At 54.2% G+C, this 20,341-nt stretch carries 16 protein-coding genes and 1 riboswitch; of the genes, 4 read left to right on the top strand and 12 right to left on the bottom strand.

What is annotated here, in order from left to right; all coding sequences use genetic code 11:
* The 4 genes from HYD27_RS16490 to HYD27_RS16475 form a co-directional block, all read right to left on the bottom strand.
* Nucleotides 1-453, bottom strand: coding sequence for a flavodoxin (locus tag HYD27_RS16490; protein WP_219216931.1), 453 nt, complete (start codon nt 451-453; stop codon nt 1-3).
* A gap of 197 nt (nt 454-650) precedes the next feature.
* Nucleotides 651-1,016, bottom strand: coding sequence for a VOC family protein (locus HYD27_RS16485; RefSeq protein WP_219216929.1), 366 nt, complete (start codon nt 1,014-1,016; stop codon nt 651-653).
* 99 nt (nt 1,017-1,115) lie between these two features.
* Nucleotides 1,116-2,057, bottom strand: a complete 942-nt coding sequence (locus HYD27_RS16480) for a helix-turn-helix domain-containing protein (protein ID WP_219216927.1) — start codon at nt 2,055-2,057, stop codon at nt 1,116-1,118.
* Nucleotides 2,038-2,250, bottom strand: a complete 213-nt coding sequence (locus HYD27_RS16475; protein ID WP_219216924.1) for a hypothetical protein — start codon at nt 2,248-2,250, stop codon at nt 2,038-2,040. The genes HYD27_RS16480 and HYD27_RS16475 overlap by 20 nt, the downstream gene beginning before the upstream one ends.
* A 157-nt stretch (nt 2,251-2,407) precedes the next feature.
* Between HYD27_RS16475 and HYD27_RS16470 the strand changes: the two genes are divergently transcribed.
* The gene (locus tag HYD27_RS16470; RefSeq protein ID WP_219216922.1) at nt 2,408-3,271 is read left to right on the top strand and encodes a class I SAM-dependent methyltransferase; all 864 of its coding nucleotides are present in this window, start codon (nt 2,408-2,410) and stop codon (nt 3,269-3,271) included.
* Between the two features lie 3 nt (nt 3,272-3,274).
* Nucleotides 3,275-4,021 carry an RluA family pseudouridine synthase gene (locus tag HYD27_RS16465; protein ID WP_219216920.1) on the top strand — a complete coding sequence of 249 codons (747 nt, stop codon included), beginning with the start codon at nt 3,275-3,277 and terminating at the stop codon, nt 4,019-4,021.
* A gap of 631 nt (nt 4,022-4,652) precedes the next feature.
* On the opposite strand, the gene HYD27_RS16460 is transcribed toward HYD27_RS16465, so the two are convergent.
* From HYD27_RS16460 to HYD27_RS16435, 6 genes are all read right to left on the bottom strand, one after another.
* Nucleotides 4,653-5,090 (bottom strand): MarR family winged helix-turn-helix transcriptional regulator, encoded by a 438-nt coding sequence (locus HYD27_RS16460; protein WP_219216918.1) that lies wholly within the window; start codon nt 5,088-5,090, stop codon nt 4,653-4,655.
* A 247-nt stretch (nt 5,091-5,337) separates the two neighbouring features.
* Nucleotides 5,338-7,779, bottom strand: a complete 2,442-nt coding sequence (gene gyrA / locus HYD27_RS16455; RefSeq protein ID WP_219216916.1) for a DNA gyrase subunit A — start codon at nt 7,777-7,779, stop codon at nt 5,338-5,340.
* A gap of 435 nt (nt 7,780-8,214) precedes the next feature.
* The gene (parE, locus tag HYD27_RS16450) at nt 8,215-10,197 is read right to left on the bottom strand and encodes a DNA topoisomerase IV subunit B (protein ID WP_219216914.1); all 1,983 of its coding nucleotides are present in this window, start codon (nt 10,195-10,197) and stop codon (nt 8,215-8,217) included.
* Nucleotides 10,198-10,263: 66 nt separating this feature from the next.
* Nucleotides 10,264-11,241: an ABC transporter permease gene (locus HYD27_RS16445; protein ID WP_375373923.1), complete on the bottom strand. Its 978-nt coding sequence runs from the start codon at nt 11,239-11,241 to the stop codon at nt 10,264-10,266.
* Between the two features lie 4 nt (nt 11,242-11,245).
* On the bottom strand, nt 11,246-12,226 hold the full coding sequence (locus HYD27_RS16440) for an ABC transporter ATP-binding protein (RefSeq protein ID WP_219216912.1): 981 nt from the start codon (nt 12,224-12,226) through the stop codon (nt 11,246-11,248).
* A 59-nt stretch (nt 12,227-12,285) separates the two neighbouring features.
* Entirely contained in the window at nt 12,286-13,194 is a 909-nt protein-coding gene (locus HYD27_RS16435) for a GDSL-type esterase/lipase family protein (protein WP_228745179.1), read from the bottom strand.
* 1,023 nt (nt 13,195-14,217) lie between these two features.
* On the opposite strand from HYD27_RS16435, the gene HYD27_RS16430 reads away from it, so the two are divergent.
* Nucleotides 14,218-14,556: a hypothetical protein gene (locus HYD27_RS16430; protein WP_219216910.1), complete on the top strand. Its 339-nt coding sequence runs from the start codon at nt 14,218-14,220 to the stop codon at nt 14,554-14,556.
* Between the two features lie 157 nt (nt 14,557-14,713).
* Here the strand turns inward: HYD27_RS16430 and HYD27_RS16425 are convergent, their stop codons facing one another.
* Together HYD27_RS16425 and HYD27_RS16420 are read right to left on the bottom strand one after the other, a co-directional pair.
* The gene (locus HYD27_RS16425) at nt 14,714-15,451 is read right to left on the bottom strand and encodes a CAP domain-containing protein (protein ID WP_219216909.1); all 738 of its coding nucleotides are present in this window, start codon (nt 15,449-15,451) and stop codon (nt 14,714-14,716) included.
* Nucleotides 15,452-15,864: 413 nt separating this feature from the next.
* Nucleotides 15,865-17,826 (bottom strand): WG repeat-containing protein, encoded by a 1,962-nt coding sequence (locus HYD27_RS16420; protein ID WP_219216908.1) that lies wholly within the window; start codon nt 17,824-17,826, stop codon nt 15,865-15,867.
* A gap of 124 nt (nt 17,827-17,950) precedes the next feature.
* A riboswitch (purine riboswitch) is annotated at nt 17,951-18,050 on the top strand.
* Nucleotides 18,051-18,105: 55 nt separating this feature from the next.
* On the opposite strand from HYD27_RS16420, the gene ade reads away from it, so the two are divergent.
* The gene (ade, locus tag HYD27_RS16415) at nt 18,106-19,857 is read left to right on the top strand and encodes an adenine deaminase (RefSeq protein ID WP_219216907.1); all 1,752 of its coding nucleotides are present in this window, start codon (nt 18,106-18,108) and stop codon (nt 19,855-19,857) included.
* Nucleotides 19,858-20,341 lie beyond the last annotated feature (484 nt).

Here is a 20,341-nt window from a genome sequence, read left to right as displayed (position 1 = left end):
TTAAGAAACCGCCGCGCAGGTTTCGATAAATTGGCGGCCGAAGCTGCGGCAGGCATCTTTTTCCGCTGCATTCGGCCCGTATTCAATCTTCAGGCTTTCCTGTATAATCTCCGCTCCCCGCTCCTTCAGCTTCTCCTCGATCTGATTCACGGCACCGCAGTAAATTTCATATCCCGTATCCCCGCTGCCGAAGGCTGCGGCTTTGATGGAGGTTAAATCCAGCTCATCCAGCTCTTCATAGAAATCCAGGAATTCATCCGGCAGCTCGCCGTCTCCCCAGGTATACGCGCCCAGCAGCACGCCCTCATAGGCTTTTATCTCATCCGCGTTGCAGTCAGTGACCGATTTCAGTACAGCCTCGCCGCCTGCCTGGCGTATTCCTTCCACAATCAGTTCAGCGATCTCTTCCGTATTGCCAGTCAAGCTGGCATATGCCACAAGCACCTTAGCCATGTACCGGTTCCTCCCAAAGTAAGCATTAAATTTACACCAAAAATTCAAACCAAGTATTGCTAATCCCATTCTATTTGATAATGATTATCATTGTCAACATTTAAAACGCACAAAAACACGGACCCTCCGGTTTCCTTGCCGGATAGAGCCCGCGTTCAGCGCTGCTTGCCTTAAATTTGTTATCTTGGATAATCGCCTTAATAAGCGCCTTCCAGCAGTGTAATGCCATTGCCGTCCGGATCGCGGAAATTCATTTCTTTGCCCCCGTATTCCATGGTGACCGGCGGCTGGCAGTCCAGCCCTCCCGCCTTGAGCTGCTCATAGGTCTCATCCAGGCTGCTGCAGGAAAACACCAGATTGACCACTCCGGTTGTATGCCTGCCCCATTTGTTCTCATCCCAGATGATCAGCCCCGGCTGCCCCCGGTCAAAGCCGATCTTCGCCCCGTCATAATTGCCAAAGCCCTCAAACGGAACCGGAACCCCAAGCATCTCCGCATAAAACGCCGCCAGAGCCGCCGTATCCTTGGAGTACAGGTTAATGCCTTCAAAAGACGAAATCATCTGTTCTCACTCCTTCACAATTGTTTTCTTAGCTGCACATTCGCCCGCTGAAGACAGTATAACTGCCCCTGCAATTCTTGTATTGCAAAAAAACGACATTCACCTCCGCGCATAGGCCAAGGCCTCCAGCGGCGTCCTTCCGGCAAATTTCTTAAAGCTGTTGATCAGATGCGACTGGTGGCTGTAACGGTAACCGTACACCAGATCCTGCATAGCCTTCGCAGACAGCGGCAATTGATACAGCTCCAGCCATACATTCTGAAAACGCACCAGATCGGCCGTCTTTTTAGGAGAAATGCCGATATATTCACGGAAAAGCCTCTCAAGCTGGCGGCTGCTTACTCCCGCGCTGCTCTCAAGCTCTCCGGCGGTAACCGCACCTCTCCGCTTAAGAATACTGTAGACGGCGTTCATCATGCTGTCATTGCTGCGTCCTCCCTGCTCCAAACGCTTCAGCAAATAAGCCTCCGCCGCGGCGATGCGTTCTGCGAACGTATGTGCAGCACGCAGCCTCTGGCCTAATTCTCTGCGGAAAGCGGTGAAATAATGCTCCACCGGAGCATGAATATTCAGAACATCCCGGAGATGTTCATCCGCGAACAGATGCACGGCCCAGAAATGAAAGCGGATCGCGAAGCGCTGCCTGTCCGATGGCGGCAGGGCCTGTCCTGCTTCAAAGGGGCTATCATTGATTCCGCAAAAAATCCCGCCGGACCCGCCGGTTATCTCATCCCACTCCCAAATGATATCCATGCAGCTGTCCGGGATAATAATCTCCGGCTCCATGGGCAGCGGGGCCGTATGGCCCGGTGAGGCCTCCGGTTCAAATACAGGGGCTTGCGGCAGAGCTGCAGCTCCCCAGAAGCAGCGGATATAGGGGCGCAATGCCTTGCCGGGCAGGACCTCGCCGGCCTCCGCGGGTTTCGCCGTAATCGGATAATACAGCTCCGAGAGGTCAATCATCAGCTTCCGCCTCCAATTCTGTCTTTTCAAATACTGAGGCTTGGCATACCCGATGCCATCATCTCTGTCTAAGCTCATAAATTTTATAACCGCCGCTTACGGTCTCGCTATACGGCTTGCTTTTATCCCGCAGCACAATGTCCTCAACATGTTTTTTGGTCTTGCCGCCAATCGTACAGGCAACACTAATCTGATCATACACAACCACTGCCATAAGCGCCAGAATAACTGCCGTCCGTATCCCTCTGCGGATTCTTTTTAATGTGACCATAGCTCTCCCTGCCCTCTCCTTCATTTGGGAATATTATGCACTTCAATGGAATGGGCCAAAATGGGAACAGCCGCGCTTTGCAACCATTTTGTTTGTAGCTGTAAGGCTAAATGTTGTACAATAAAGGCTAAATGACTTTTTGAAGGATGGATTAATCATGTATACAGCAAGTGATTGGAAGGACTACGAAGTAATCGATACCGGAGGCGGAGAAAAGCTGGAGCGCTGGGGGGAGATCATCCTGCGCCGTCCGGACCCGCAGATCATCTGGCCGCTTGCCGGTGAGACGGCGAAGTGGCGTGATGTGCATGGACATTATCACCGCAGCTCAGCCGGAGGCGGACAATGGGAAATGAAGAAGACCATACCGGAAGATTGGAAGATCAGCTATGGCAAGCTGAAATTCCACCTGCGTCCGACCAATTTCAAGCATACGGGGCTATTCCCCGAGCAGGCCGCCAACTGGCGCTGGATGATGGACAAGATCGCTGCAGCGGGACGTCCCATTTCCGTGCTTAATCTCTTTGCCTATACGGGGGGCGCCACCGTTGCCGCTGCCAGCGCAGGAGCTTCCGTCGTTCACGTGGATGCCGCCAAAGGCATGGTCCAATGGGCGAAGGAAAATGTCCAGCTCTCCGGTCTCGCCGAGCGTCCGGTCCGCTTCATCACTGACGATGTATTCAAATTCGTGCAGCGCGAACAGCGCCGCGGCAGCAAATACGATGCCGTCATCATGGACCCGCCTTCCTATGGCAGAGGGCCCGGCGGAGAAATGTGGAAGCTGGAAGCGAGCCTGTACCCATTCCTGGAGAGCTGCATGGAGATTATGAGCGACAAACCGCTGTTCACGCTGATCAACTCCTACACAACAGGTATTTCGCCAACCGTTCTGCGCAACATGCTCTCTTTGACCATGGGCAGGCGCTACGGCGGCAAGCTGACCTCCGGTGAAATCGGCCTGCCAATTACAGCCTCCGGAATGAACCTGCCTTGCGGAATTCTGGGCCGCTGGGAGGCGTAAGACATGTCATCGAATGTACCCGGCACAGCCGGGGAATCATTTGGCGGAAGCTCCCGGTTCGAGGTCCTGTATGAAGACAATCATCTGCTGGGCATCGTGAAGCCCGTCAATATGCCGGTGCAGGAGGATGCTACAGGCGATCCCGATCTGCTCAGCCTGCTCAAGGAGGATGTAAGGGAGCGCTTCAACAAACCGGGCAACGTATTTATGGGACTGGTCCACCGGCTGGACCGTCCGGTTGGGGGAGCCATGATCTTCGCCAAGACCTCCAAAGCCGCATCACGGCTGTCGGAGAGCGTACGCTCCCACAGCTTCCATAAGGTTTATCTCACCGTGGTTCACGGCAAGCCTCCGGCTGCGCAGGGCCGCCTGGTCCATACTCTGCTCAAGGATGCGAAGACAAATACGGTGACGATTGTCCGCAAAGGCACACCCGGAGGCAAGGAGGCTGTTCTGGACTACACAGTGCTCGGCTGTGCCGAAGGCTACAGCCTGCTGAAGATCGATCTGCTCACCGGCCGTTCACATCAGATCCGTGTGCAGCTCAGCGGCATCCGCTGTCCCCTGTATGGCGACCAGAAATACGGAGCCGCTGTGAACAAGCCCGGCCAGCAGATTGCTCTGTGGTCGGCGCTTGTAGGCTTTCCTCATCCCGTCACCAAAGAGGACATCGAACTGATCTCCCTTCCGCCGCAGGCCCATCCATGGAGCCTCTGGGCACAGCACATACAAAAGCAGGCCATCCGGTAACGGGGGCCTGCTTTTGTATGTCATACAGGCTGCTTGGATAATTGCCGGCTCTTAGCATGTAGAAGGGGCTGTGAAGGTGATTACCGGGTCCATCTGAGAAAACGAGCTCCGGAAATGGCCCCCTTGGGGCAGCCTCTTCCAAATGTCTTAATCTTATTTCGGGACCGGAATCAGCTGATGAAACGTAAGGAGGTTCATAGGGAACTGAAGCGGAGTGGAAAAAGTAACACTATTGGGCTGGAATCCCGGCTTTAACGGGCCTTTAGTGGGATTTTGTACACTTCATGGAGGCCCATTCCCCCCAAGCGGCTGATTTCAGCCGGACCAGCTGTACTTTTTCCCACTAAGGGTGATCCGCTATCCGAATGCGCTACCTTAGTGTTCCTTTTTACTACTAAGGGGCTGCCCTTGTTTAAAATATAAGACACTTATGCCGCTGCGCGGCGCCACTGAGGAATGAAATATCGCTGCGGCCGCATTATTACAGGGCAGAACTTTATGCTCGGCACACTAAATTATCCTTCTATTTCCCGCTGAAACACGCCATCCTTTACAAGGACGGCGTAGCCGTTTCTGCTTGTTATTGTTTCAAGCTCAGCTTATGTAACATTCTTCCCGGCCGCGGCCGCCGTCAGGGCGTTGAGCCCTCCGGCGCCGGTGCCGGAGCCACCGCCATCTTCCCCATCAGGTACAGCAGCAGCTGCTGGTTGTGGGAGGAGATCGGGTCCAGGGCCTCTGCAAAAAAATCACTGCGGATCTGGAGTCCGCGCTCGGTCTCTTTCTTGCCCGTCTCTGTGATGCTTACCCATACAATCCGCCGGTCGGCAGCATCACGCTCACGGACAATCAGACCGTGCTTCTCCATCCGGTCCAGCAGCATCGTTACCGCTGCCGGGCTGGTCGCCAGATGCGGAGCCAGATCGGAAGGCTTCATCGCGTCACGTTCCTGCAGTAATTCCAGTACGGTGAGTTGGGCGTCTGTAAGCGTTGGGGCAAGCTTGCTGTCCATATGTAGCTTATAATCTTTCAATATTTTATGCCAGATCTTACTGAATTCAGTAGAGTGCACACTTATTCCTTCCTTTCTTGATCAATACGAATGATAGGTGCTCGGGTTCTATCCGCTATACCTAACCTTTTCGCGAGAGAAATTCCATTTCCTGCAAAAGAAAAAAATAAATAGCCCGAGCATTAGAGAAATGCATCCTTTGAACTATTATCAGATCAGGCCCAGACCAACTTTAAAACGGTGTCCCCATTCTCCGCGAGGGAGGCTACGGACACCGTTTATTTAGCCGGAATCGCGGATCAGACCGCTACTTTATCGCGGGGAACAGGCTGACAATCTCATCCTTCTTCTCAACCGCCACCAGCTGTTTGCCGATTGAGCGCCGTTCACTGAGCGGTGCCGCTTCGGAGGAGAAGGTATGGGTTGCCCCGTCGCGGGTAATCGCAACAAGCTCCAGAGGTTCACGGCAATAGAAGGCGCCGGACAGTCTGCTGCCGTTCGGGCGGACGCGCTTGCCCTCCTTGAACTCAAAGGTTGGCATGCCTTTGCCGCCGCGGCTCTGTGCAGGATAGTCCAGAAGCAGTGTCCGTTTGGCATAGCCGATTTCTGTTACCGCCAGAATTTCGCCTTCGTCTTCACCGGCCCAGAAGCAGGAGACGACTTCGTCGCCTTCGCGCAGCTGGATTCCCCTTACGCCACTGGCGACGCGGCCCATTGGATTCACTTCGCTCTCACGGAAGCGGATGCTCATGCCCTCCCGGGTCACCAGCACGATTTCTTTGTCTCCGCTGCTCAGCGCCACTGTCAGGATTTCATCGCCTTCAGCCACTTTGCAGGCCGCAACGGCTCCGGTACGGCTGGTAGAGTACTCCTTGAGCTCCGTACGCTTCACCTGGCCCTTGCGGGTGACAAAGACCAGACTCGCCTGCGGATCATCCATATTGCCAACAGGCAGAATGCTGGCAATTCCGTCGCCTTTGGCGAGGCCGATCACATTGACAATCGCCGTACCCGGCTCCTTCCACTTGAATTCCGGTATCTGATGCACCGGCAGCAGGAAGTATTGCCCTTTGCGGGTGAATACAAGCAGGCTGTCCCGGGTATTGAGGTCCATCAGCCTGATGATATGGTCGCCTTCCTTCACGCCTGAAGCCTGGCGCTCGCCGCCAGAGCGGGTGAAGGAGGGCATGCCGGTTCGCTTAATGTATCCGTCGGCCGAAAGAGCTACGAGAACATCCTCGGCGTTCACCAGCACTTCAAGGCTGACCTTGAGCTCCTCGACTTCGCCTTGAATGAGCGAACGCCGGTCAATGCCGTATTTGTCGCGGATTTCAACAAGCTCCTTGCGGATCACGGCGATCAATTTCTTGTCGCTGTCCAGAATGCCCTGCAGCACGGCGATCCGCGCGTGCATTTCGTCCAGCTCCTTCTGAAGCGAGTGTATCTCCAGGTTGGTCAATCTGTACAGCTGCAGGGTGAGGATGGAATCCGCCTGGCGTTCGCTGAAGCCGAACATCCAGACCAGATTGTTCTGGGCATCCTGGCGGTTCTTCGACGCCTTGATGGCGGCGATTACCTCATCCAGGATGTTCAGTGCCTTCACCAGTCCTTCCAGCACATGGGCGCGGTCCTCCGCTCTCTCCAGATCAAACCGGGTGCGGTGGGTAACTACCTCGCGCTGATGAGCGATATAGGCCTCCAGGATGGCCTTGAGGCCAAGCTGCTGTGGAGACTTGTTGACAATCGCCACCATATTGAAGTTATAGGTGATCTGCAGATCGGTTTTTTTGAGCAGATAAGCCAGGATGCCCTGGGCATCCGCTTCCTTCTTAAGCTCAACCACGATCCGCAGGCCGTCCCGTCCGCTCTCGTCGCGGACTTCGGCGATGCCTTCGATCTTTTTTTCCAGGCGGATATTCTCCATTGAGGTGACGAGCCGTGATTTGACGATCTGGAACGGCACCTCTGTGATGACAATCTGCTGCTTTCCGCCGCGCAGCGTCTCGATTTCCGTCTTGGAACGCAGGTAAATGCGTCCCTTGCCTGTGCGGTAGGCATCCATGATGCCTTCTCCGCCCATAATGGTGCCGCCTGTCGGGAAGTCGGGACCCTTGATAAAGGTCATGATGTCCTCAAGCGGTATATCCGGCTTCTGCATCACAGCGATACAGGCATCGATCACCTCGCGCAGATTATGCGGCGGTATTTCGGTGGCAAACCCGGCAGATATCCCGCTCGTTCCGTTGACCAGCAGATTCGGATAACGGGAAGGCACCACGACCGGCTCTTTGGCCGTATTGTCAAAGTTGTCCTTGAACAGCACGGTGCGCTTCTCGATATCGCGCATCATCTCCATCGCGATCGGCGACAGGCGCGCTTCCGTATAACGCATCGCTGCCGCCGGGTCATCGTCCATCGAGCCCCAGTTCCCGTGTCCGTCTATAAGCACATGGCCCAGCTTCCAGGGCTGCGCCATCCGCACCATGCCTTCGTAGATCGAAGAGTCTCCATGCGGATGATAATTCCCCATGACGTCGCCGACCGTCTTGGCGGACTTGCGGTATGGCTTGTCCGGGGTATTGCCCGAATCGTACATGGCATACAGAATCCGGCGCTGCACAGGCTTCAGCCCGTCACGGACATCAGGAATGGCCCGGTCCTGTATAATATATTTGGAATACCGGCCAAAGCGGTCACCGACGACCTCCTCCAGAAAAGCCGGCAAAAACTGTTCTGATAAACTGCTCATTCGCTCACCTTCTGTTCCTCAATCTGTCCGCGTTTTTAACGGATTGGCGATCAAACCTAGCTCCGCTGGTGGAATATTCAACATGGAGATGCGCCTAGTTGTTCATGAGAAAAAACTGTGCTGACTGGGTCCAGCGTAACTGCGGGGAATGTTTGGACTTCCGGACACTACGCTCCTAGAGTTCCAAACTTCCCCTACGTTACTTTCCACCCAAATAAGCTTCGCATTATTCTCAGGAACCAGGTAGGAAAATCACCAGAGAATATTCCTTTGACTTCGCAAAAGAATCACCAAAAAATTAAAAACAGGCGGAAGTAATCGTCACTTGCCGCTAAATATAATCTGTGCCGCTTTTACGCAGCACTTCTATGCTATCCTGCCGCTTGAGCAGCGGAACGGACAAATCATGGGAAATGACCGTTTCCGCCGGGGCTGCTACTCCTCAATCTCCGTGAAATCCACATTCTCGACAATCCAGCGCTTGCGCGGGTCGACCTTGTCGCCCATCAGCGTGGATACGCGGCGCTCCGCCTTGGCGGCGTCCTCGATCTGCACCTGCAGCAGATTGCGCGAGTCCGGATTCATCGTGGTTTCCCACAGCTGATCCGGGTTCATTTCGCCGAGTCCCTTGTAGCGCTGCAGCTCGAAATTCTTGCCGAATTCCTTCAGGTAATTGGCCAGCTCCTCGTCGCTCCAGGCATAGCGCACCGTCTCCAGCTTGCCCGATTTGCGCGTCAGCTTATACAGCGGCGGCTGGGCGATAAAAACCTTACCGGCATCGATCAGCGGCTTCATATACCGGTAGAAAAAGGTAAGCAGCAGCACCTGTATATGCGCACCGTCGGTATCGGCATCGGTCATGATAATTATCTTGGAATAATTGCTGTCTTCTACGGTGAAATCCGGCCCGATTCCCGCTCCGATCGTGGCAATAATCGCCTTGAATTCATCGTTCTTGAGCACGTCCAGCAGCTTGGCCTTCTCGGTATTCATCGGCTTGCCCTTCAAGGGCAGGATCGCCTGAATCTTCGAGTCACGGCCCTGCTTGGCCGAGCCTCCGGCGGAATCGCCCTCCACGATAAACAGCTCGGTACGCGTCACATCCTTGGACTGGGCAGGCGACAGCTTGCCTCCGAGGTTCGAGCTTTCACTGCGCTTCTTGCCGCTGCGGATTTCATCGCGTGCCTTGCGGGCAGCTTCCCTCGCCTTGGAGGCTTGGATAGACTTCCTCAGCAGGCTCTGAGCCACCTGCGGATTCTCCTCGAGGAACCGCGCCATATTCTCGGACACGATGTAATCCACGGCGCTGCGGGCAGACGCGCTGCCGAGCTGGTCCTTCGTCTGGCCGACGAACTCCACCTCGGACATCTTGACGCTGATCACCGCCATCATGCCTTCGCGCAGATCATTGCCCTCCAGGTTCTTGTCCTTTTCCTTCAGCAGCTGGGTACGGCGGGCGTAATCATTCAGCACCCGGGTATAGGCAGTCTTGAAGCCGGTCTCATGCGTGCCGCCGCTGCGGGTGGGAATCGAGTTCACGAAGGAAGCCAGCGTTTCCGTATATCCGGCATTGTACTGCAGCGCTACCTCGACCTCAATATCATCCTTCTCCGAGCTGAAATGAATCACATCATGCAGGACGTCCTTGCCTTCATTGAGGAACTGCACGAACTGGCTGGCTCCGCCTTCATAAAAATATTCATCCTGGCGGCCGCTGCGCTCATCATTCAAAAGAATGCGCAGTCCGGAGTTCAGAAAAGCAATCTCCTGCACCCGCTCCGCCAGCGTATCATAGTTCAGGGCAATACTGTTAGGAAAGACGCGGATATCCGGCTTGAAGGTGATCTTCGATCCGGTCTTATTGGTATTTCCCAGCACCTCAAGTCCCGTCACGGGCTCACCGACATGCTCCTTGCCGTTTTTGTCCACCCAATATTCGAAGCGCTGCCGATGGATTTTGCCGTCCCGGTATATTTCCACTTCCAGCCACTCGGACAAGGCGTTGGTCACTGAAGCGCCCACGCCGTGCAGACCGCCCGATTTCTTGTAGCCGGAGCCTCCAAATTTACCGCCCGCATGCAGAATGGTAAACACCACCTGCGGCGTAGGCACTCCTGTCTTGTGCATTCCGGTCGGAATTCCCCGTCCATTGTCGAGCACGGTCACCGAGCCGTCCTTGCGCAGTGTGATATCAATCTTCGAGCAAAATTTGGCCAAATGCTCATCTACGGCGTTATCTACGATTTCCCATACCAGATGGTGCAGTCCCGAGGAACTCGTACTGCCGATATACATGCCGGGCCGTTTGCGTACTGCAACCAGACCCTCGAGCACCTGAATGTCGTCAGCATCGTATCCAGTCCGGGCAGCGTCGCCGTTCTTGGAGACTTTTGCAAACATATCGATCTGTTCGAGCATTCATGCTCCTCCTTCTTCTCTCTATCTGCGAAATGCAAACAAACGTTTTCGTTCACTTTGTACATTCTAATTCAAAATATCCCTTTTCGTAAAGACGGCGAATGAAATGATTACCGAAAGAATCCCCCAAACGGCCAGTACACCCATGGAAAAAGACAGCGTCATCCCCTCAATGGGGGCGGGCGATCCGGCCAAATATCCGGTCAGCCCCAGGTTGACCATAAATAAATATTTGGCTGTAGTCCACGCGGAGGCCATATTGGTCAGAATGGTGCCGGCAATCAGCGCAGCCATCATCACCACGATGCTTGCAGCCGTGCTGCGCACGAGTACCGATACCATGAAGGCCAGGAGCGCAACAATTACGCTCACGAACCAGATCAGCCCGCCCTGCATCAGCAGATACTTCCACTGCGGCACCGCATGAACGGCAGACATGTCGACTGTATCCCCGTTCAGCTGGAAGCCCGTAAAGACCGGAACATTAAAGCCTTTATAGCCAAAAGCAAGACCGGAGATAAGGTAGCTGATCACAAAGGCCGAGAGCACGATCAGCGAGACGAACATCAGCAGCGCCGCCAGCTTGCTAAGCAGCACCTTCCAGCGCTTCACCGGACGGGTCAGCAGCATTTTGATGGTTCCCGTGGTCCGTTCACCCGATACCAGGTCTGAAGCCACGGCCATGATCAGCAGCGGAATGAACAGGTTTACCGAATTATCCAGAAACTCGCGCGTAAAGGTTACTCCGCTGGGCTCATTCGGGTTCACATCATGGTCGAGATAATATTGCAGCTGCTGGACAAATATCTTCCGGTATGACTTCCATTCCTCGGGAATCCGGTCGCTGCCCAGTGAATTCTGGTTGTCCGTAATCTGCTGCTGAATCTCCAGCCTCCAGTCCGAGTTGAACTTGTCCCGGCTGCGTTCGGCAATCCGCATCTGCGCGTAGGTGAACATAGGCACGAGAACAACCAGAATGAGCAGAATGATATAGAAACGCTTCTTTTTTATAATCTTCAGGCACTCATTGCGGATGAGCGGCATCAGGCTAATCAATAGTTTCACCCTCCGTTAGCTTCAAGAATAGCTGTTCCAGTGTAGGGTTGATTTTATGCACGGCTCTTACTTCAACCTCATCTGCAACCAGTACGGCTACAATCTCCGGGATCAAATCCTCCTCCATTACCGTGATCAGGGAATTCGCCCCCATCCCGGCAATAATGGAATCATCCAGGGTAACCTCATCCAGCTCCAGCAGTGAAATATCCGGACGGCCGCCAAGAATCTTCCTGGCCCAGCTTAGAGGCTCCAGTTCCCAGAGTACATAAGGAGAGTTGCGCGCGACCAGATCGCTCACTCCCCCCACTGCCAGCACCCGTCCCTTGCTGATGATCGCCACCCGGTCGCACAGCAGCTGAATTTCACTCAGCAGATGGCTGGAGACAAATACAGCAAGGCCTTCGTCGGCGAGCCGGCGGATAAATTCACGCAGCTCCTTGATCCCTTTGGGGTCCAGCCCGTTCGTCGGCTCATCCAGAATCAGAAGCCGGGGCCGTCCGAGAAGCGCCTGCGCAATGCCCAGACGCTGGCGCATGCCGAGTGAATAAGTGCTTACCTTGTCGTGAATCCGCTGATCCAGCCGGACAATATCCACGACCTCGGCGATGCGGGCCTTGTCCACTCCGGGCTGCATCCGGGCAAAATGCTGCAGATTCTCCCAGCCGGTCAGATAGGTGTACACCTCAGGGTTCTCAACAATGGAGCCGACGTATTGCAGCGCTTTTTCAGGCTCGCGGTTAACGTTGTATCCGCAGACGGTAATCTTCCCTTCACTGGGACGGATCAGATCCACCAGCATGCGGATGGTCGTCGTTTTGCCGGCACCGTTCGGACCAAGAAAGCCAAAAATCTCGCCTTCCCTCACATCAAAGGTTACATCGTCGATAATCCATTTGCGGCCGATCCTTTTGCGGACACCGTCGACAGACAGCACTACCGTCCCGGAGCCGCCGCTTTTGTCTGTTGTCATCTTCCTCACAGCTCCCCTGCCGTTAATTTCTGCTGCCCTGTTCACAGATGAGGACCAGCTCATTGCACAGCCTGCACGATCCGCTCGCTTATCCGCTGGTAGCCGTCGCCGTTCGGATGAAAATGATCGCTTGACAGATACTTGTCCAGATGGCGGTTGAACAAGTCAAAGGTCGGAACAAGCGTCATGTTGCTGTGTGTATTGATAATATCCATCGCCGCATTATTCCAGGCGGTTACCGCCTGGTTGCCGGGCACCAGCAGTTCAGAAACATCTCCGAACGGGTTATACAGCCCCATGTAAAAAATCTGCGCCTCAGAATTAATCTCCGAAATACGCTCCAGAATGAGATTCAGCCGTTCGGCCGCTTCAGGCAGCGCTGCCAGCAGGGACTCGGGGGTTATATCTTCAGCGCTTTCAGGCAGCCCTGCGCCTGTACTCAAGCCGGCACCCGCACCAGTCCCGCTGCTTCCCTCTGCAGGAATTTCCAGATCCGGGGATGCAATTTGCTGGCCTTCGCTGCCCTCACCCAGAAGGTCAGAGCCCCTGAAAAGATCGTTTCCGCCTATTGAAACCAGAATCACGTTGGACTGGCGAAGGGCATATCTCACGCCTTCCTGCTGCAGCTTGCTCTGCAGACCCGCTGTCGTCAAGCCGTTGATCCCCATGTTGCCGATCAGCTCCGCCTTGCTGCCTTCGGCAGTCAAACCTTCAACCGTCCGCTTCACAAACCCGCTGCCCGTGTCGTCGCCCGTCCCTTTGGCCAGCGAGTCGCCCAGAGCCATGATTTTGAGCCCTTCCCCGGCAGAGACCGGAGCTGCGGTCTGCTGCGGCAAAGAGGTCAGCAGTGCTTCGCCTCTCGGATACAAAATATCTTTCACCGCATAGACAAAGCCGCCAAGCAAAATGATTGTAGCCGCTATGGAAATCAGGCTGACTGCACGCCAGGTCCATTTGGAATCGTTCAAAGCTATCCCCCCGTATGCCGTTCTATTCTGTATTGTTCCACATTTTACAAACTTCTTAACTATGTAGATAAACATAATTCTTCTATGTGCAATTTGCAAATGACAAAAATGCATTGTTCAGCAGGCTGCATTAACATATACAAGGAATAATGAATAGCGCAAAGCCTGTAAATTCTTATATTTTACAAGTGGAAACGGCTTCGCCGTCCTTGACCGGGCAGCGCAGCTGTTTGCATTTCAGGTGTAAGGCTGGCTGTTGGAAGCCAGGCGGGAAGCCAAGCGGAAAAGGTCACTTCATATTCCCCCAGCCGCTTTTTCGCAAGGGTTAGCGGGAAAAAGGATCCCTAATCGTTCCGTTTCTCTCCCCTGCAGAGGAATACGCCTACATTAAGATGAACTTGAACCATTCATCCAAAGGGAAACCATTTTAGCGGGAAAAAGGATAACTAATTCACCGCATTCGGAGACTGGATCATCCCTAGTGGGAAAAAGGATAACTAATTCGGCTGAAATCAGCCATATGGGGGGAGATGGCCTCTATGAAGTGTACAAAATCCCACTAAAGCCCGTTAAATCCAAAATTCCAGCCCATTAGTGTTACTTTTTACACTTCGCTTTAGTTCCCTTATGAATCTCTTCCTTGCGTTCCATCAGCTTGTTCAGGTTCTCCGGTTCATTTCATATAAGCCTATTGTGTTTTTTAAAGATTACAGAACCTCCTCCCGCTTAAACAGAGGAGCGGACGGACCCGCGGAACAGCGGCAGCGGCCGCCCGGGTCTCCGGATTTTCACCGCTAAGAGACTGCGACGAAATAAAGTACCGCTAAATTGTTGACAAAACTCCCAAAACCGTGGAGATTTTGTCAACAAAAGAGGGTACTCATTTCCTCGCGGCTCCTGAGGGGAATGAAATAAATCTGGAGAGCACTGCGACCCGGACAATGGTCCGTTCGCGGAGGGTCCACTCCAAAAGCCTGCGTATATCCTACGGAAGAAAGACGCCTATCGGCGTCCTATATAAGAATGCTGCCATTTCAGTGGGGAGGAGAAGAATCATTTCGCGCTGATTCCACCGTCCAGCCAGCTTCGGGCGAATTCAAAGGCACTTCTGCCTCTGATTTCACCGTCCAGCCGGCTTCGGGCGAAATCAAAGGTACTTCTGCCTTTGATTCCAACGTCCAGCCGGCTTCGGGCGAAATCAAAGGTACTTCTGCCTCTGATTTCACCGTCCAGCCGGCTTCGGGTGAATTCAAAGGTACTTCTGCCTCTGATTCCCTCTGCCTGCCCGCTGCGGACAACGCAATCGCGCAGTTTGCTTGGCCGAAATCCCGATCCATTCTTTCATTTACAGCGCAGCCGTGAAATAACGGATAAGCTTCGCTTCCCCCAAACTATATAAATTCTTATCTTTCCAGAAAAAACCGCCCCCCGGCTATGCCGGGAAGCGGTCTCTTGCTGAAACGGCTGCAGTGCTCCTGAAACCGGCCGGAAAGCCGTATCTGCCTGCAGCGGTCTATGATTACTTGCCGATGAATTCCTGGACCCAGTAATTATTGTCAAAACCCACGCCGATATAATTGAAATTCGCACTTAAGATGTTGGCGCGGTGCCCCGCACTGTTCATCCAGGCTGTCATGACTTCCTGAGGGGTTTTCTGTCCCATGGCGATGTTCTCGCCCGCATACTGGTAAGTAACCCCGAATGCAGCCATCATGTCAAACGGTGAGCCATATGTCGGCGACGTGTGGGAGAAATAATTGTTCGAACGCATGTCAGTGGCTTTGGCTGCCGCCACCTTGTTCAGGCTGTCCAATGCGGCTACGGGCGAAAGTCCGGCTGCAGCGCGTTCCTTGTTGACCAGCGTTACAATCTGCTGGGTGAATGAGGCCGTTCCGGTTGTATCCGATACTGCCGGCGCAGCTGTCGCTGCCGGAGTCGCCGCAGGCTTCGCTGTCGCCGCCGGAGTTGCCGCAGGCTTCGCTGTCGCCGCCGGAGTTGCTGTTGGAGCCGCAGCTGTCGGCTGGCCGGTAATGATAATTGGCTGAAGCTTGGTAATGGTTACCGTTGAGCCGTCAATGGAAAAACCGTTTGTGCTATATTGTTTTAGATATTCTAAGAGCTGTGTAAGGTTGGTAGTCTTTAGGGTCACCGTCTGAGTTTCCGATGCCGCATCTGCTTGTAATGGAAGAGAAATGCTAAGCGCCATAACAGCCGCTACGCTTCCACCTATTACTGCTCTTAAAGTCTTGCTCTTCATTCTGCCATCTCCTTGTTCATGTTGTATGGATCTGAGCTGCCCAGAGCCTCCGGCTCAAATATTACAAAGTTGTAATTTGTTCCTCAGTCATTGTATCACAAATCTTTCAGCCGTGCGCTTCTAAATTCTGGAGTTTAATAGAGTTGCAAACAGCCTGTCCCGCTCTGGAGCAGCAGGCAGACCTCATCCATCCCTGCAAGTAGAAACGGCTTCGCCGTCCTTATAAAGACGGTATCCGTTTCAGCGGGAAAGATAAGGCTAATTTTTAGCGTGAAACATATAAATTCTCTTTCAAAAAGAACCGGCTCTGCATTCCCGGCAAAAGAGGCATCGGCTCCCCTTGGGAACAGATGCCGTATATTTAAAATTTAAGTTTCTTTCATTAAATATATCGGCAAAAGCCGCCCCGCTTCTTAATGAAAAGACTGCCAAAACTCGCCTTCGGTTGAAATCAGGCCCATGATCTCCGCATACGGAATACGGAAGGTCGGGAAGCCGGCGGCATATGGCGCAATTTCGTAAGGGGCAAAATACAGATATAGCGCGTCTTCATCCACATAAAACGGCTGGTCCGCGGTGATGCCCTTGTAGGTATCAGGAAATACGTATGAGTACTGGGGATCATTCGCAATCTGCTTGCCGACAATCTCACCGAGCTTCTGCACATACTTGCTGCCCGGCTTGAATAAATCGCTTAGGCGGTAAAATCTGCCGTTCCGCAGATTGATATGCTCATAGAGCTTGGTGGGCATCCCATGTGCCGCCCCAAAAGGAAAGCGGTACCCGCTAAGCTCCAGAACCAGCAGATTCTTGCGGAAAAAGGCTACGGCAAAATCGCCGGTATAGCTGAAATCCTGGGCGGTCCCGCCCATTCCGGCACCTTCGGCCAGAGACAGGCTGCGCAGCTTATCGTTCACCTCTCTGGATACATCCGTAATGGCGATGCCTTCCACCACCGGATAATAGACCAGATAGTCTTTGTTCGGCTTGTATTTCTTCTCCAGCACGGAATAGGGCGGCCGGAGCGGAACCACCCCATTTTGCCTCCATACCTGCTTGCCTGTGCGGTCATAATAAGAAGTACGCAAATCCACATCCGCCCGGATCAGACTGCCGCTGAAGGACAGGGTGCCTGAGCCCGGAATCACCGGGGGCTGGGCGGCTCTTTTGCCGCTTTTATCGATAAAATAGGTATTCTGGGCATCGTATACGGACGCCAGGCCGTTCTGGTAATTGTTCACGCCGAGCAGCGGATGGCTGCTGAGGATTCTTCCCGTCACCGCATCTGCAATGGCATAGCGGGAACCCCGGTAAGGCTGGGCAGGGTCCAGCGGAGTGCCGAGCGCAACCCGGTCCTCGCCAAGCTGCAGCACTTCATAATAAGTGGCCGGGATGATCTGTTTCCCCTGCTTGTCGATAAGCCCGTAGGCATTGCCGTAGTCCGGCGCTGTATTAATGACCGCCCTCCCCCCCGAAAAGGGCAGCGCAGCCGTGAATTGCGGCTGTATGGCTATAGTGCCGTCGGTGCGGAGATAGCCGTATTTGCCGTTCTCCTCCGCCTGGAAGGCGAGCAGGCCGTCTCCCGGATAGCCGACGAAAGGATAGTTGTACGTATGCACTACCGCTCCTAGCGGATCGATGAGCGCGAACTCGCCGTCTTTGATTTTGACCAGTGCCTTACCATCCTGGAAATCACCGGCATCCTCGTAGACCGCGGGCAGCGCCTCTTTGCCCTGCGCATCCCAATAGCCGTAACGGGAACTCCCGGAGGTCCCCTGTTTGGAGAAAAGCGCCCGACCTTCATGCAGCGAGTTCAAATAATCCACCCGCGCCGGAGTGACCTCTTTGCCTTTCTCATCAATCAGAGTGTATCCCTTCGCATCGGAGACGACGGCCCGGCCCTCAGAAAAAGGGCCAATAAAGGAATAGACGGGCTTCACCTTTTCCCTGCCGGTGCTGTCAATCAGCCCGCTGCTGTCTTTGCGCTGTACGACAGCCAGCCCGTTCGGCTGAAAATCCTCGGCATAATCGTATCTTGGCTCAATGGCCGTGCGGCCTTCGTTGCTGATATAACCCCACCGCGTGCCTTCTTTCAGCTTGAAAGGAGCCGGATGCAGCAGTTCGGCTCTCAGCCCGCCTTCCTCCGCTTCCGGGAGCACAAACAGCGGCTCCAGAGGTTTTTTGGAGTAATCCACCCGGTACAGGCCTGCCTCTGCAGGGATCGTTACGAACAGATCTTCATCTGCGCGGATGAAATCCTCTTCCTGCTGGGGGATGCATTCGTTCCAGCCGATTCCGTCCCAACGCCACACCTCGGTCTGCACGAGGCCGCTATCCAATCCTTTGCCCAGCTCATTCAATTTGATCCTCAGCATCCATTCGCTCCCCTTTACCAAAGCCTTATATTTACAGGATATGGGCAAGGGCGGAGTTATGTGCCTAATCGGGCACGCTTCTACATAACATCTGGTGTGATCTTGAAATTCAGTGCGTCCTCGCATAATATAGACATAACATTTTTGTATAATTTCGGCGATAAGGGCCGAGGGTCTCTACCAGGAACCGTAAAATCCTGATTACAAAAAAATGCCGATGTGCATTTTTTTGCGGTCAGGATTTTTGGCATACCCTATCAAAAAAAGGATGTGGAACCTATGGGCAACAGTAAATCCCTGCTCTCCAGACGGATTCAAGCCGCCGGCAAGCAAATTCCGGCTGACCTCGTCATCAAGGGCGGCAAGATCGTCAATGTATTTACCGGCGAGCTGATGGAGGGGGATATCGCCATCGTCGACGGTTATATTGCGGGCATCGGCTCCTATGAAGGCACGCGTACGGTTGACGCCGCCGGAAAGTGGATTATTCCCGGCCTGATCGACGGGCATGTGCATATCGAAAGCTCGATGCTGACCCCGCAGGAATTCGCCAAAGTGGTGCTGCAGCATGGAGTGACAGCCGTTGTCACCGATCCGCATGAAATCGGCAGTGTAGCCGGCGCGGAGGGCATTGTATACATGCTGGAACGCTCCAGAGACCTGCCCGTGGACATTTACGTCATGCTTCCCTCCTGTGTGCCGGCAACGAAGTTTGAGAGCTGCGCCGCACAGCTGGAGGCCGCTGATCTTAAACCTCTCTATGCCGATCCCATGGTGCTCGGGCTGGCAGAGGTGATGGATTTCCCCGCGCTGGCCGGCCCTGACTCGGGGATGCTGGACAAAATCGCCGGAGCGCTGGCCGAAGGGAAGCGGATCGACGGACATGCTGCCGGGATTGCGCGGGAGGACCTGAATATTTTCCGTGCTGCGGGCATCCGGACGGACCACGAGTGTATCAATGCGGAGGAAGCCAAACAGCGCCTCGACCTGGGCCTGTACCTTATGATCCGCGAAGGAACGGCCGCCAAGGACCTCGAAGCGCTGCTGCCCGCCGTTAACGCGAGGAATGCCAGACGCTGCCTCTTCGTCACCGACGACAAATTAATCGATGATCTGCTGGAGGAAGGAAGCGTGGACCATAACATCCGGCTTGCCGTCAGCAAAGGCCTTGACCCCGTCACAGCTATCCAGATGGCAACGCTGAACGCTGCCGAATGCTTTGGGCTTCATGACAGAGGGGCCATCGGGCCGGGATACCGGGCGGACCTCGTGCTGCTTGACGACCTGAATTCTCTCTCCATCGCCCAGGTCTATAAACAGGGGAAATGCGTTGTCGATCAGGGAGTGCCGGTTCCCGGCGCTTTTCCGGAGCAGGCAGCGGCAGGCACCCGGCATTCGATTGCCGAGAGCTGCCGCCTGGCCGAGCTGCAGGCCGGCGATCTGGCTATCCCTCTGCAATCGGACTATTGCAACATCATTGAGATCATCCCAAATTCCATCGTAACCCGGCATATCAGGGAACAGGTGCAGCTGGAAGGCGGCCTCTTTGCTCCTTCGGTCCAGCATGACCAGCTGAAGCTGGCTGTAGCGGAAAGACACACCCGCACCGGGAACATCGGGCTTGGCATAGTCAAGGGCTTCCGGTTTGCCAAAGGAGCCATCGCTTCAAGCGTCGCCCACGATTCGCATAACATCATCGCCGCCGGTGTCTCCGATCAGGAGCTGATCACCGCCATTCATCACATCACCGCCATGAACGGCGGGCTGACTGTAGTATCCGGCGGCAAAATTCTCGCCTCCCTGCCGCTTCCGGTAGCCGGACTGCTGTCGGAGCAGGGCTATGAGCAGGTCTACGCCGAGATGAAGCAGCTGTACGCAGCCCTGCGCGAGATCGGAGCCCCGGACAACTTCAACCCTTTTCTGACCTTATCCTTCCTTGCCCTGCCGGTCATTCCGGCGCTGAAGCTGACAGACCGCGGCCTGTTCGATTTCGCTTCTTATTCGCATATAGGGATTGAAGCAAGCGTGTAGAAGCATGACTGTAACCCTATAATTTAAAAGCACTGCTCCTAAGCCGCTTCTTTGGCTTGGGGCAGTGCTTTTTTGGGGTTCGCATCACCGGCTGCAGGCGGTTCAATCCCCTGCGTGACGCAGATGCAGATCTATAATACCCATTATCAATTTGCATAACTATTCATTGAAATTAAATTCAAGAGCTTTTTTCAAAACAGGATCAGCACCATTTCAGACGCCGTCCTTCACTGGAACATGTAGCCGGTTTGGTTTAGGGTTGAAGGGCTGCCTGTGGCTCACCATTTCGCCCTAGTCGGATAAAACTGTGCTTCTCCGGTCCCCCAGACCTTCCTGCTGATGCCCGGCGGTAAGCCTAAGTTATGATGAACGAAAGGCAGCCCCTGTTCGCACACCGTAGGTTAAAATGGAAGTGGAAACCACCATTTCAGAGCTACATGCGAAAGGAGCTGTTACTATGAAGAATACCATAAAATACGTCGGT

The sequence above is a fragment of the Paenibacillus sp. S150 genome (genome assembly GCF_019352175.1).
In the GTDB taxonomy this organism is placed as follows: domain Bacteria; phylum Bacillota; class Bacilli; order Paenibacillales; family Paenibacillaceae; genus Paenibacillus_AQ.
Note: the sequence above shows the minus strand (reverse complement) of the source record. Positions and strands in the feature narration are given on the sequence as shown.